Source organism: Brevundimonas sp. SORGH_AS_0993 (genome assembly GCF_030818545.1).
Taxonomy (GTDB): Bacteria; Pseudomonadota; Alphaproteobacteria; order Caulobacterales; family Caulobacteraceae; genus Brevundimonas.
The window spans coordinates 1,887,212-1,899,479 of the sequence record NZ_JAUTAH010000001.1; the positions used below are offsets into that span (position 1 = coordinate 1,887,212).

Sequence of the window (12,268 nt, forward strand, 5' to 3'; positions counted from 1 at the left end):
GTCCGTCTCCCATGACCCGACTGCCCCGTATCGCCGCCGTCTGGGCGGCCCTGTCCCTGACGGCCTGTGCGACCACCCTGGGTCCGCCCGCGCCTGATCCGCATCCCGCCCAAGGGTGGACGCCGACCGAGGCGCGGTTGAAGGCGGTGGGACTGGGTCTGCCCGGCGGCGCGGTCCTGGCGCCCGGCGTCGATTTCGCCGGCGGACTGGAGATCGTGGCGGCGCCAGGCTCGGCCTTGCACAGCCTGTCGGACCTGAAACTGACGGGCGAGCGTGGTCTGGTCAGCGTCTCCGACGTCGGAGACCTGGTTCAGGCGGATCTGCGGCTGGATCGGCGCGGCCGCCTTATCGGACTGGATCGCATCCGCGCGCGCCGTCTGACCTTGCCGGACGGGTCTCCCATCGTCGAAAAGGCGGACGGCGACGCCGAGGGGCTGATCCTGACGCCGCAGGGCGACCTGCTGATCAGTTTCGAACGCCGTCATCGGCTCTGGACCTATGGCCCGCTGTCGGCCCTGACCACGCCGCGTCCCCTGCGCATCCCGGACTTCCCCTTCACCGAGAACGACGGGCTGGAGGGCGTCGCCGCCGCGCCGGGCGGCTGGCGCGTGGCGGGCGAGGCGGGCGGGGTGTGGGACTGCGGGCCTGCGCGTTGCGTCGTCGTCACGCCGCCCCCGGCCGAGCCTGTTCCCGACAGCGAGTACCGCATCACCGGCATGGACCGCGATCCGTCCGGCGACGGCTGGTTCGTGGTCGAGCGCCGCTTCCGCCCGCCGTTCGATGCGCGCGGCCGCATCCGCCGCATGGCGCCCGACGGAAGCCTGGGGCCGGTGCTGGTCGAGTTGAAACTGCCCGGAACGACCGACAATTTCGAAGGGATCGCCGCCCAGGCCCGGCCCGCAGGCACGCGCCTCTACATCCTGTCCGACGACAACTTCAACCCGGCCCAGCGCACCCTGCTGCTGGCCTTCGACCTGCCTCAGGCCGCGCCGGCCCACTGATCGGCGGCGGGGGTCAAGTCGCCGACCAGGGCGTTGACGAAGGCGTCGCGCCAGATGGAGACGTCGGTGTCGCGCACCACCTGCATCAGGGTCTCCCACTTCCTTATCCGTTCGGCCAGCGGCATGGTCAGGGCCTTATGGATCGCCTCCGACAGTTCCTCGCGGCTATAGGGATTGACCAGCAGGGCCTCCCCCATCTGCTCGGCCGCCCCGGCGAAGCGCGACAGGATCAGGACGCCGGGGTCCTGGGGGTCTTGAGCCGCCACATATTCCTTGGCGACCAGGTTCATGCCGTCGCGCAACGGCGTCACCAGCCCCACCTTGGCCGCCCGATAGATGCCCGCCAACTGGTCCCGGCGATAGGTGCGGTTCAGATAGCGGATCGGCTGCCAGTCCATGTCGGCGAAGGCGCCGTTGACCCGCCCGGCCAGGGCGTCCAACCGCGCACGAATGTCCTGATAGCTGTCGACGTCGTCGCGGGAGATGGGCGTGACCTGCAAAAGGAATACTTCGCCCGGCATGGACGGATTGTCGTGCAGGAACTGCTCATAGCCCAGAAGCCGCTCTTCCAGCCCCTTGGAATAGTCCAGCCGGTCCACGCCGACGATCATCTTGCGGAAGGCCGCCGAGGCCGCCATCCGGTCGTAGGTGCGCTCGCCCAGGGCCGAGTTGCGGGCCGCCAGGAACCCGTCCACGTCGATGCCGATGGGGAAAACACCGGTCTGCACGCGACGGCCGAAACACTCCAGCCCGCCGTCGCCGTCCAGCTCGCCCCGCGCCTCCGTCACCACATAGTCCGTGAACAGATCGCTCCACTCGCGTGTATGGAAGCCGATCAGGTCGAAATCGAACATCGATTCCACCAGCCGTCTGTGATGCGGCAGCGTCACCAGCAACTGCCGCGTCGGCCAGGGCGTGTGCAGAAAAAAGCCGATCCGGTTCCGGACCCCCAGGCGGCGCAGGTCGCGCGCCATCGGGATCATATGATAGTCGTGGATCCAGATCACGTCGTCCGGCTGGATGCGGGGCGCCAGAACCTCGGCGAAGCGCCGGTTCACCCGCTCGTAGCCCTCGCCATAGCTGCGCTCGTACTGAGCCAGGTCGATGCGGTGGTGAAACAGCGGCCACAGCGTCTTGTTGGCGTAGCCGTTGTAATATTCGTCGACGTCCTGGGCCTCCAGATCGACCAGGCCGACGGTGACGCCGGCCCGGTCCTCCAGCTTCATCTCGCCGGTGAAGTGATCCACCGTCTCGCCGGACCAGCCGAACCACAGGCCGTCGTATTTTCGGAGCGCCGCCGACAGGGCCATGGCCAGGCCGCCCGCCGAACCGGCGGCGGGGTCGGCGGGTGCGGAAACGCGGTTGGAAACGACGATCAGGCGCGACATGACTTCACTTCAGGCGGCGTCCCCAGCCCCGGGGACGAAAAACAGGCGGTCGAGACCCTAACGCACGTCGGTCCAGGAACGGCTCAACAACACGGCGCAATTGATGATGCCGACCAGGGAATAGGTCTGCGGATAGTTGCCCCACAGCTCTCCGTCCTCGATGGAGATGTCCTCGCTTAGCAGACCCGCGCGGGTGCGGCGGCTCAGCATCTCGTCGAAGATGGCGCGCGCCTCGTCGATGCGGCCGTTCTGATGCAGGGCCTCGATGAACCAGAAGGTGCAGAAGTTGAACGCCGTCTCCGGCTCGCCGAAATCGTCCGGCTCGACATAGCGGAACAGATAGGCGCCCTTCTTCAGATCGCGTTCGATGGCGTCGAAGGTGGCGACCTGACGCGGATCATGGGCGTCCAGAAAGCCCAGGTCCGTCAGTTGCAGCAGGGAGGCGTCCAGTTCCCTATTGCCGAAGCTGGCGGCGAACCGCCCCTCGTCCGGCAGGAAGGCTTCCGTCTCGACCCGTTCGCGGATTTCGCCGGCCCGTTCGCGCCAGACCTCGGCCCGCGCGTGCAGGCCAAGGTGATCCGCCGCCTTGGCCAGGCGATCGCAGGCCGCCCAGCACATGACCGAGGAATAGGTATGGACCCGCGCGATGGTGCGGAACTCCCACAGGCCGGCGTCGGCCTGGTCGTGCATGGCGTAGGCGCGCTCGCCGACCTTCTCCAGGGCATGAAAGTCGTCGATCGTGCCGGGCCGCAGCAGGCGTTGGTCGTAGAAGGCTTGAACCAGCGGCAGGACGATCTGTCCGTACACGTCATGCTGCAGATGTTCGTGCGCCTGATTGCCGATCCGCACCGGCTTCATGCCGCGATAACCGGCCACCGTCTCCACGATGCTTTCGCCGATGCCGGGCTCCAGCCCCACGCCGTAGACGGGCTGGACATGGCCGCCGCGGGAATCGTCGACCAGATTGCGCAGATAGCCCAGATAGTTCTCCAGGATGTCGACCGCGCCCAGCCGGTTCAGCGCCCGCACCGTATAATAGGCGTCGCGGATCCAGCAGTAGCGGTAGTCCCAGTTCCGGCCGCTCTCCTTGAACTCGGGCACCGAGGTCGTCATGGCCGCCACGATGGCGCCCGTCTCCTCATAGGCGCATAGTTTCAGGGTGACGGCTGCACGGATCACCGCCTCCTGATAGTCCAGCGGCAGATACAGTTTGCGGACCCAGTCCTGCCAATAGGCGACCGTGCGGTTCAGCGCCGCCTCGACGCCCGGCCCGACATCCTGGTCGTAGCCCTCGTCCGGACCGAAGAAGAAGGCGTGCGGCCGCTCCAGCCGGAAGACCCGCTCTTCCAGCACATGGGAGACGGGGCAGTCCGTCGTCAGACGGAACACCACGTCCGGGCAGACATAGCGGATATGGTTCGAGCCCGAGGTGTGGGGCGCAGGCCGCGCGCCCCAGTCGGCGGAAGGGCGCAGCCGCACCCGAATGCGCGGCGTCCCCTCCAGCGGCCGGACGATCCGCCCGAAGGCCAGGGGCCGATAGGTGCGCGAATGCTTCGGATGACGCGGCGCGAAGTCGATGATCTCGACCGAGGCCCCGTCGTCGTCGGTCAACACCGTCCGCAGCACCGGGGTGTTTCGGACATAGGACTGGGAGACGTGCGACAGACCTTCCAGTTCGATGGCCCAGAAGCCGTGATCCGGCGCTTCGCCGTTCATCAGGGCGGAAAAGACCGGGTCGCCGTCGACGCGCGGCGCGCAGGCCCAGACGAATCGCCCCTGACGGTCGATCAGGGCGCTGACGGCGCAGTTGCCGATGGGAAAGAGATCGAGATTGGGGGTCATCGATCAAACCCCCGCCACTGCTTCCAGCCAGATCAGGACGGCGTCCACATCCTCCAGCCGATAGCGCGCCGCCGTGGGGCGTTCAGGGCCGACCAGGACGCCGTAGCCGCCCAGGGCCGCCGCCGCCTCGAACCCGTATTCGTCGGTCAGGTCGTCGCCCAGCATGACCGGCGCGGCGCCCTTGAACGGCGCCTCCTGCATGAAGGCGGTCACGGCCGTGCCCTTGTCCGCTCCGGGGGTCTTCAGCTCCAGCACCATATGGCCGGGCTGAAGCGTCAGGCCCGTCTCGGCCTGGAGGCGATGAGCCAGATCCTCGGCCGCCTTGGCCTGATCCGGCGCCTGGCGATAGTGCAGGCCCGCCGAAACGCCCTTGTCCTCCACGATCATGCCGGGCCGGTCGGCGGCGAACAGTTTGAACGCGCGCAACGCCTGGGCCACGCCCGCGTCGGCGGTCTTGCGTTGGATCGTGCCGTCCTTCAACCGCCGTTCCAGCCCATGCACGCCCGAGGCGGACATCAGGGCATGGTCGGCGATCCGGTCGATCTCGGAGATCGTCCGCCCACTGACGATGGCGACGCGACCGTCCAGCTTCGCCGCCACGGCCTTCAGCGCGGCGGTCCGGCGGGGCGACGGAACCACGGCGTCCGGCGTCGCCGCCAGGGGCGCCAGCACGCCGTCCATGTCCAGAAACAGGGCCACGCCCTCGGCCCGCACGGGCGGCGACGGCAAGATGAGATCGGCGGCTCTGGCGTGAGACGTCATGGAACCCTTGGCTTTCTTCGACTTCCCCAGTCCGACTAACGCGCCAGAGCGGCAAAGGTTGACGCAAAATCGACAAAGGCGTCTGAAAGGAAGGGTTGCGCGCGCTCTACGGCTGCGGCGGATCGCGCGCCTCGAACCAAGGAGAACCCGGCAACGGGCCTGTAGAGCATGACCGAGACCCTGCATTCCACGCCGGACGAGATCGCCGCCATGACCGACCGCGCCCGGTCGGTGATCCGGCTGAACATCGAGGCGCTGGAGGCCCTGGAGCGGACCGTGGACGGCGCCCTGGCGCGTGCGGTGGACGTGATCATGAGCCGGCCCGGCTATGTGGTCGTCACCGGCATGGGCAAGTCCGGCCATATCGGGGGCAAGATCGCCGCGACCCTGGCCTCCACCGGCACCAACGCCTTCTTCGTCCACCCGGCGGAGATGAGCCACGGCGACCTGGGCATGCTGCGGCCCGATGTGACGGTCCTGGCCATCTCCAACTCGGGCGAGAGCCGCGAACTGCGCGACCCGCTTCTGTTCTGCCAGCGCAACGGCATCCCGATCATCGCCATCACCCAGCGCCCGACCAGCTTCTTGGGCCGCAACGCCGCCGTCTGCCTGACCATGCCCAAGGTGGCGGAAGCCTGCCCCAACGGCCTGGCGCCGACGACCTCGACCCTGATGACCCTGGCGCTGGGCGACGCCCTGGCCATGGTGCTGATGGACCGGCGCGGCTTCACGGCCCTGGATTTCGGCCTGCATCATCCGGGCGGGGCCCTGGGCATGAGCCTTCAGAGCGTGCGCGAATGGATGGGCGACAACGCCGCCGCCCCCGCCAATGTGGCGCTGGACGCCAGCTTCAGCGAGGTGGTCTCGGCCATCACCCAGGGCCGCAAGGGCGCGGTCGCGGTGCTGAACGCCGACGGAACCTTGGCGGGCATCGTCACCGACGGCGACCTGCGCCGCGCCTTTCAGCGCGATGTCGCCAGCCTGAAGGCCGCCGACATCATGGGCGCCAATCCGATCACCGTGGACCCCGACGCGCGCATGAGCGACGTCGTCGATCTGTTGACCGCCAACAAGATCTCCAACCTGTTCGTGGTCGAGGACGGGCGGCCCACCGCCATCGTCCACATCGCCGAACTGATGCAGGCCGGCTACGTCGCCTGACGCCCCGCAGATGAGAATCCTTTACGACGCCAGCCGGCTGATGAGCCGGGCCGACCGTTCCTCGCCCACCGGCGTCGATCGGGTCTGTCTGGCCTATGCCGAATGGCTGCTGGCGCGGCCCGACGTTCTGGTCCTGCCGGTGCGAGGCCGCAAGAATCGGCTGGTGGAGGTCGACAAGGCGTGGTTCCGCCGGTGCGTGGTCGATCTGCGGGAAAGGTGGAACGGGAACGGGGCGAACGGCGACCACGGCCACGAGGCCCGTCTGCTGGCGGCCCTGACCGGCCCGACGCGGCCCGTCGCCTCGGTCATCAGTCCGCCGCCGACGCCCGCGCCGGACAGGCCGGCCGACCGGATGCGGGTGTTCAGGCAATTCTTCCGGTCGCGCCACACGACGCCCCTGCCGCCGGCGGACCTTTATCTGACGGTCGGCCACACCACGCTGCAGGAGCCGTCGGCGCTGCGGGATCTGGCGGCGGCCGGCGTCGAGCGCGTCGTGATGATCCACGACCTGATCCCCGTGACCCACCCCGAGTTCTGCCGCCCCGGCGACGGCGACAAGCATCACGCCCGCGTCGCCAACACCCTGCGCCACGCCAGCCGGGTGATCGTCAACTCGGCCTATACGGGCGACGAACTGCGGGCCTTCGCGGTGCGCGAAAACCTGCCCCGGCCGCCGATCCATGTGGCGCATCTGGGGCTGGAGCCGGCCTTTACGGCGGGCGAGGCGGTCCAGGCCGCCCGGCCCTATTTCGTGCATGTCGGCACCATCGAGGCGCGCAAGAACCTGGCCCTGCTGCTGACGATGTGGCGTCGGCTGGAAGAGCGGATGGGCGACCGCACGCCGTCCCTGGTCCTGGTCGGCCGCTACGGCTGGGAGAACGAGGCGGTGCTGGATCACCTGGAGCGTTCGCCCAATCTGCGGGGCGTGGTGCATCAGGCGTCCAACCTGTCCGACACCACCCTGGCCGCCCTGATGCGCGGCGCCCGCGCCGTCCTGGCGCCGTCGTCCGTGGAGGGGTTCGACCTGCCGGCGGTGGAGGCGTGCGCCATGGGCCTGCTGCTGATCGCCTCGGACATCGCGCCCCACCGCGAACTGACGCCGGGCGCGGAACTGATCGACCCGCTGGACGGCCTGGGCTGGCTGGCGGCGGTCGAGCGCGCGGCGCTTTCGCCGCCGCCGCCACCGGCCGACTATCGCGCGCCGTCGTGGGAGGCCCACTTCGACACGGTCGCGCAGGCCATCGGCCTGGCGCCCGTTTCGCCTCTGGCGAGCGGCGACAAAGGCTTGTAATCAACACGCGAACAAGGGCTATCCGGCTTCATGACGCGCACCATCCTGCCTCTCGCCATCGTCGCCATTCTCGGCGGCTGCTCCACCCTGCCGCGCGACGGACCGTCTGGCGCCTCGATCGACGCCGGCGCCACCACGCCCCAGGCCATGGGCAGCTACGCCCTGGTGCCGCTGACGTTCGAAGTGACCGAGCGGATCAAACAGGTGCCGCCCAAGTTCTTCGGCACCCTGGCCTCGGCCTCCAGCGAACAGCCCGTCGATGTCATCGGCGAGGGCGACACCCTGGCCATCTCCATCTACGATCCCTCCGGTTCGCTGTTCGGCGGCGCAAGCGCCTCCAGCCGCGCGACCAGCATCGAGGGCGGCGCCCAGGCCCTGCCCGGCGCCGTGGTGGACCGCAGCGGTTCGGTCTCGGTGCCCTTTGCGGGCCAGATCCGCGTCCAGGGCCTGACCTCGACCCAGGCCGCCGCCGCCATTCGTCGCGCCCTGGTCGGCAAGGTCGCCAATCCGCAGGTCATGGTCGCCATCGCCGGCAATGTCTCCAACAGCATCAATGTGCTGGGCGACGTGCGCCAGCCCGGCCGCGTGCCCGTGGGCGTCAACCGCGACCGCATCCTGGACGTGATCGCCGCCGCCGGCGGCTCGGCCCGTTCGGTGGACGATCTGACCATCAGCATCCAGCGCGACGGCCGGACCTACACCGCGCCCCTGTCCGCCGTGACGACCCAGTTCGCAGAGAACGTCAGGCTGCAGCGCGGCGACGTGATCAACGTTCAGTACAAGCCGCGCCGCTTCTCCACCTTCGGCGCCCTGAACGCCGTGACCCAGGGCGACATGCCCGCCGGACCGATGACCCTGACCGGCGCCATGTCCAAGGTCGGGGGGTTGAACACCAACACCGCCAACGCCCGGCGCGTCATGGTCTTCCGCTTCGAACGGCCCGAGGTGGCCCAGGCCCTGGGCATCACACAACCGGCCACCCCGCGCGGCGTGCCGGTGGTCTATGAGCTGAACTTCAACGACGCCGCCAGCGTCTTCGCCGCCACCAATATGGAGGTGATGCCCGAGGACGTGATCTACGTCCCCCTGGCGGGCGCGGCGGAGGCGCGCAAATTCTTCGAATTCGTGCAGAGCGTGACGCGCGTCGTCTATGACGTGTCGGTGACGAGCGCCCTGAACGTCAACTGATCCTCGTGGCGCGCCGCCTGTCCCGACTGTCCGCCCTGTTCGGACGGGGGCGCGCGGCGTCGCCCGAGACGCCCTTGTCCGATCCCTTCGCGGGTTTCGAGCCCCAGCCGATCGAGGCCGACGCCGTCGATCAAGCCCTGGACGAGATCGAGCAGGGCGCGCTGTCGGTCTACGCCGCCGCCGGCCTGCCGACGCGGCTGGGCCACTATCGCCGCGATCCCCAGGACGGCCGGTGGGCCTTCGTCGCCGCGCGCCTGACGCCCGAAGAGCGCTTCCAACTGGCGCTCGACCACCCGCCCGAAGACGGCTGGCGCTTCGCCCGACTGCAGGATCTGGGCCTGCGCGAAACGCGCGAGGACGTCCGCCGCGCCGCCCGCCTGCTCAACGACATCGCAGACCTGCGCGCCGCGCGCCACGGTCCGCTGACCCGCGAGCATCTGCTGGTCGCGCTGGAGTTGGGCGGGGCCTGGCGGGCGCTGCGCGACGCCCAGGCCATCCGCGACAGCCGATTGACCCTGACGCCCGCCGCCCCGCCAAAGGCCAGACGGACGCGCGACAAGCGTGGCGGTTCGCACTAAAAGGCCGTTCTCCCCGAACAGCGTCAGAGCCGATCATGTCCGAGCCCGCCGAAACCCCGCCCCAAAGCCAGCCCGTCGGCCGCATCATCGCCATGCCCGCCGACACCAACCCCGAAGGCGACATCTTCGGCGGCTGGCTGCTGGCGCAGATGGACCTGGCCGGGGCGACCCCGGCGTTCGAACTGGCCCATGGCCGGTGCGCCACCGTGGCCCTGGACGGCATGGTCTTCCACCAGCCGGTCGCGGTGGGCGACGAGATCAGCCTGTACGCCCATGTGGTAAGCACGGGCCGCACCTCGATCCGCGTCCATGTAGAGGCGTGGAAGCGCGCCCGGACCCATCCGTCCAACGCCTCGGTCCGCGTCACCCAGGGCGTCTTCACCTATGTCGCCATCGACCAGGACCGCAAACCCCGCCCCCTGCCCGGGCGGGAATAGGGCGGCGCGCCAAACCCGACCCGGCAGGTCGGAAATCTTGACCTTGCGCCGACGCGGGCTTACCTGCGGGCCATGGCCATCCGTCGCATCCTCACCATCGACAACGCCGCCGACCTGGCGGTGCTGAAACAGGTCTCCAAGCCCGTCGCGGCCGTGGACGACGCCGTCCGCGCCCTGATGGACGACATGCTGGAGACGATGTACGCCGCGCCGGGCATCGGCCTGGCCGCCGTGCAGATCGGCGCCCTGGACCGGGTCATCGTCATGGATCTGGGCGATAGGGACCTGGGCGACAGGGACGGCGTGGTCTGCGAGACCGAGGAAGAGGCGGCCGAAAACGCCGAGGCGCGCAAGAACCCGCGTTTCTTCGCCAATCCCGAAATCCTGTGGGCGTCGGAGGAACTCTACGCCTACGAAGAGGGCTGCCTGTCGATCCCCGAATATTTCGACAAGGTCGAACGGCCCACCCGCGTCCGCATCCGCTATCTGAACCGCGACGGCGCCCAGGTGGAAGAGGAGGCCGAGGGTCTCTACGCCGTCTGCATCCAGCACGAGATGGACCATCTGAACGGCGTCCTGTTCATCGACCATCTGTCGCGGCTCAAGCGCGAACGCGCGGTCAGCAAGGTCAAGAAGGTCGCCCGCGAAAGGATGGCCGCCTGATGACCCGTCGTCTCCCTCGCTCGAAACGGCGCGGCCAGTCCCTGGTCATCGACACCCAGGGCCGCCGTCGCCTGACGCGCAGCCAGAAGGTCGGCGTCGCCGGCGTCGCCGCCCTGGCCGGGGTCGCCCTGATCGGCGTAGTGGCGGGCCTCCTGCTGGACCGCCTGCTCGATTTCGACGACGCCCTGGACGCCGGCGGCGAATGGGACGAGGGCGGCGGCGTCTTCACCCGCTGGCAGTAAGCGCCGCGACGCTTTAAAGGGCGGGGCATGCGCCTCGCCTTCATGGGAACTCCCGACTTCGCCGTGCCGTCCCTGGCCGAGCTTATCGCCTCGGGCCACGAGATCGTCGCCGTCTATTCGCAGCCGCCGCGCCCCAGGGGCCGGGGGCAGAAGCTGACGCCGTCGGCGGTCCACGCCTTCGCCGAGACCATGGGCCTGCCGGTCTTCACGCCCGAGAGCCTGAAGGCGCAGGACGCCATCGACACCTTCCAGAGCCTGGACCTGGATGCGGCCTGCGTCGTCGCCTATGGCCAGATTCTGAAGCCCGCCGTCCTGGAGGCGCCGCGTCTGGGATGCCTGAACCTGCATGGCTCGCTTCTGCCGCGCTGGCGCGGGGCCGCGCCCATCCAGCGGGCCATCATGGCCGGCGACGCCCGGACCGGCGTGCAGATCATGCAGATGAGCGAGGGGTTGGACGAAGGCCCCATCCTGCTCAGCGAACTGATGGACATTCGCGCCGACGACACGGCCGCCAGCCTGTCCGAACGCATGGCCCATGTCGGCGCCGCCCTGTGGCCCCGCGCCCTGGCGGCCATCGAACGCGGCGGCGTGACCCCGACGGAACAGGTCGGAGAGGCGACCTATGCCCGGAAGATCACCCCGGCCGAGGCGCGCATCGACTGGACCCGCCCGGCGACCGAAGTGGACGCCCATATCCGCGGCCTGTCGCCCTCCCCCGGCGCCTGGTTCGAAGCCCAAGGGTCTGGCGTGGCGGAGGCCGGCCCCGTACGGATCAAGGCCCTGCTGTCGGCCCTGGCGGACGGCGAAGGCGCGCCTGGGACCGTGCTGGACGACGCCCTGACCGTGGCCTGCGGAACCGGGGCGGTGCGTCTGATCCGCGTTCAGCGCGAAGGCAAGGCGGCGCAATCGGCCGAGGAGATGCTGCGCGGCTTCCCCCTGCCCGTCGGGACCGTGCTCGGCTGATGCCGCGCTACAAGCTGACGATCGAATACGACGGCACGGCCTATAACGGCTTCCAGGCGCAGGATGGCCAGCCGACCGTGCAGGGTGCGCTGGAGACGGCGATCCACGCCTTTTCCGGCGAGCGTATCCGCATCGCCGCCGCCGGCCGCACCGACACTGGCGTCCATGCGACGGCCCAGGTCATCCATGCCGATCTGGAACGCGACTGGCCCGTCGATACGGTGCTGAACGCCATGAACGCCCATCTGGTGCGCCAGGATGTCTGCGTCCTGTCGGCGGAATACGCCCCCGATCCCGACTGGCACGCCCGCTTTTCGGCGACGGGTCGTGGCTATCTGTACCGCATCCTGAACCGGCGGCCCCAGCCGGTGCTGGAGCGCGACCGGGTCTGGCACGTCAAGAAGGCCCTGGACGCCGAGGCCATGCACCATGCGGCCCAGGTCCTGGTCGGCCATCACGACTTCACCACCTTCCGCGACGTCGGCTGCCAGTCGAAATCGCCGCTCAAGTCGCTGGACGTGGCGCGCGTGTCCCGCTTCGGCGAGGAGGTGCATCTGGTGTTTCAGGCGCGCAGCTTCCTGCACCGCCAGGTCCGCTCCATGGCCGGCACCCTGGTCGAGGTGGGTCTGGGCCGCTGGAGCGCCCACGATGTCAAGGCGGCGCTGGAGGCGAAGGACCGCTCGCGGTGCGGCCCCGTCGCCCCCTCGGCGGGGCTCTATCTCAGCGGCGTGCGCTACGACTGAACCCGCCCA

Annotated in this window: 13 protein-coding genes; 10 read left to right on the plus strand and 3 right to left on the minus strand. The window is 69.3% G+C overall.

Annotated features, from left to right (window positions below; genetic code table 11):
* Positions 1-11 precede the first annotated feature (11 nt).
* Positions 12-1,001 (plus strand): esterase-like activity of phytase family protein, encoded by a 990-nt coding sequence (locus QE389_RS09380; RefSeq protein WP_307366635.1) that lies wholly within the window; start codon positions 12-14, stop codon positions 999-1,001.
* Here the strand turns inward: QE389_RS09380 and QE389_RS09385 are convergent.
* Genes QE389_RS09385 through otsB form a run of 3 tightly spaced genes read right to left on the minus strand, consistent with a single transcriptional unit; the run spans position 980 to position 4,993 of the window.
* Complete coding sequence (locus tag QE389_RS09385) at positions 980-2,389, minus strand: trehalose-6-phosphate synthase (protein WP_307366637.1); 1,410 nt, start codon at positions 2,387-2,389, stop codon at positions 980-982. The genes QE389_RS09380 and QE389_RS09385 overlap by 22 nt on opposite strands.
* 57 nt (positions 2,390-2,446) lie before the next feature.
* On the minus strand, positions 2,447-4,231 hold the full coding sequence (locus tag QE389_RS09390; protein ID WP_307366639.1) for a glycoside hydrolase family 15 protein: 1,785 nt from the start codon (positions 4,229-4,231) through the stop codon (positions 2,447-2,449).
* Between the two features lie 3 nt (positions 4,232-4,234).
* Positions 4,235-4,993, minus strand: a complete 759-nt coding sequence (gene otsB, locus QE389_RS09395) for a trehalose-phosphatase (RefSeq protein WP_307366641.1) — start codon at positions 4,991-4,993, stop codon at positions 4,235-4,237.
* 168 nt (positions 4,994-5,161) lie between these two features.
* On the opposite strand from otsB, the gene QE389_RS09400 reads away from it, so the two are divergent.
* The 9 genes from QE389_RS09400 (at position 5,162) to truA (ending at position 12,259) form a co-directional block, all read left to right on the plus strand.
* Positions 5,162-6,154, plus strand: coding sequence for an SIS domain-containing protein (locus QE389_RS09400; protein WP_307366644.1), 993 nt, complete (start codon positions 5,162-5,164; stop codon positions 6,152-6,154).
* Between the two features lie 10 nt (positions 6,155-6,164).
* Positions 6,165-7,445 carry a glycosyltransferase family 1 protein gene (locus QE389_RS09405; protein ID WP_307366646.1) on the plus strand — a complete coding sequence of 427 codons (1,281 nt, stop codon included), beginning with the start codon at positions 6,165-6,167 and terminating at the stop codon, positions 7,443-7,445.
* Between the two features lie 30 nt (positions 7,446-7,475).
* On the plus strand, positions 7,476-8,633 hold the full coding sequence (locus tag QE389_RS09410) for a polysaccharide biosynthesis/export family protein (protein WP_307366648.1): 1,158 nt from the start codon (positions 7,476-7,478) through the stop codon (positions 8,631-8,633).
* Positions 8,634-8,638: 5 nt separating this feature from the next.
* Positions 8,639-9,211: a hypothetical protein gene (locus QE389_RS09415; RefSeq protein ID WP_307366649.1), complete on the plus strand. Its 573-nt coding sequence runs from the start codon at positions 8,639-8,641 to the stop codon at positions 9,209-9,211.
* Positions 9,212-9,246: 35 nt separating this feature from the next.
* Complete coding sequence (locus tag QE389_RS09420; RefSeq protein ID WP_307366651.1) at positions 9,247-9,648, plus strand: acyl-CoA thioesterase; 402 nt, start codon at positions 9,247-9,249, stop codon at positions 9,646-9,648.
* A gap of 72 nt (positions 9,649-9,720) precedes the next feature.
* The gene (gene def / locus QE389_RS09425) at positions 9,721-10,311 is read left to right on the plus strand and encodes a peptide deformylase (protein WP_307366653.1); all 591 of its coding nucleotides are present in this window, start codon (positions 9,721-9,723) and stop codon (positions 10,309-10,311) included.
* Positions 10,311-10,553 carry a hypothetical protein gene (locus QE389_RS09430; RefSeq protein WP_307366655.1) on the plus strand — a complete coding sequence of 81 codons (243 nt, stop codon included), beginning with the start codon at positions 10,311-10,313 and terminating at the stop codon, positions 10,551-10,553. The genes def and QE389_RS09430 overlap by 1 nt, the downstream gene beginning before the upstream one ends.
* 27 nt (positions 10,554-10,580) lie before the next feature.
* Positions 10,581-11,516: a methionyl-tRNA formyltransferase gene (gene fmt / locus QE389_RS09435; protein WP_307366657.1), complete on the plus strand. Its 936-nt coding sequence runs from the start codon at positions 10,581-10,583 to the stop codon at positions 11,514-11,516.
* Positions 11,516-12,259, plus strand: coding sequence for a tRNA pseudouridine(38-40) synthase TruA (gene truA, locus QE389_RS09440; RefSeq protein ID WP_307366659.1), 744 nt, complete (start codon positions 11,516-11,518; stop codon positions 12,257-12,259). Before fmt ends, truA begins: the two co-directional genes overlap by 1 nt.
* The last annotated feature ends 9 nt before the right edge of the window (positions 12,260-12,268 follow it).

Excerpts from the sequence above, each read along its gene's own strand:
- QE389_RS09390 (WP_307366639.1), bottom strand. The coding sequence starts at position 4,231 with ATGACCCCCAATCTCGATCTCTTTCCCATCGGCAACTGCGCCGTCAGC.
- QE389_RS09410 (WP_307366648.1), top strand. The coding sequence starts at position 7,476 with ATGACGCGCACCATCCTGCCTCTCGCCATCGTCGCCATTCTCGGCGGC.
- QE389_RS09380 (WP_307366635.1), top strand. The coding sequence starts at position 12 with ATGACCCGACTGCCCCGTATCGCCGCCGTCTGGGCGGCCCTGTCCCTG.
- otsB (WP_307366641.1), bottom strand. The coding sequence starts at position 4,993 with ATGACGTCTCACGCCAGAGCCGCCGATCTCATCTTGCCGTCGCCGCCC.
- fmt (WP_307366657.1), top strand. The coding sequence starts at position 10,581 with ATGCGCCTCGCCTTCATGGGAACTCCCGACTTCGCCGTGCCGTCCCTG.
- truA (WP_307366659.1), top strand. The coding sequence starts at position 11,516 with ATGCCGCGCTACAAGCTGACGATCGAATACGACGGCACGGCCTATAAC.
- QE389_RS09420 (WP_307366651.1), top strand. The coding sequence starts at position 9,247 with ATGTCCGAGCCCGCCGAAACCCCGCCCCAAAGCCAGCCCGTCGGCCGC.
- QE389_RS09405 (WP_307366646.1), top strand. The coding sequence starts at position 6,165 with ATGAGAATCCTTTACGACGCCAGCCGGCTGATGAGCCGGGCCGACCGT.
- QE389_RS09385 (WP_307366637.1), bottom strand. The coding sequence starts at position 2,389 with ATGTCGCGCCTGATCGTCGTTTCCAACCGCGTTTCCGCACCCGCCGAC.
- def (WP_307366653.1), top strand. The coding sequence starts at position 9,721 with ATGGCCATCCGTCGCATCCTCACCATCGACAACGCCGCCGACCTGGCG.
- QE389_RS09400 (WP_307366644.1), top strand. The coding sequence starts at position 5,162 with ATGACCGAGACCCTGCATTCCACGCCGGACGAGATCGCCGCCATGACC.
- QE389_RS09430 (WP_307366655.1), top strand. The coding sequence starts at position 10,311 with ATGACCCGTCGTCTCCCTCGCTCGAAACGGCGCGGCCAGTCCCTGGTC.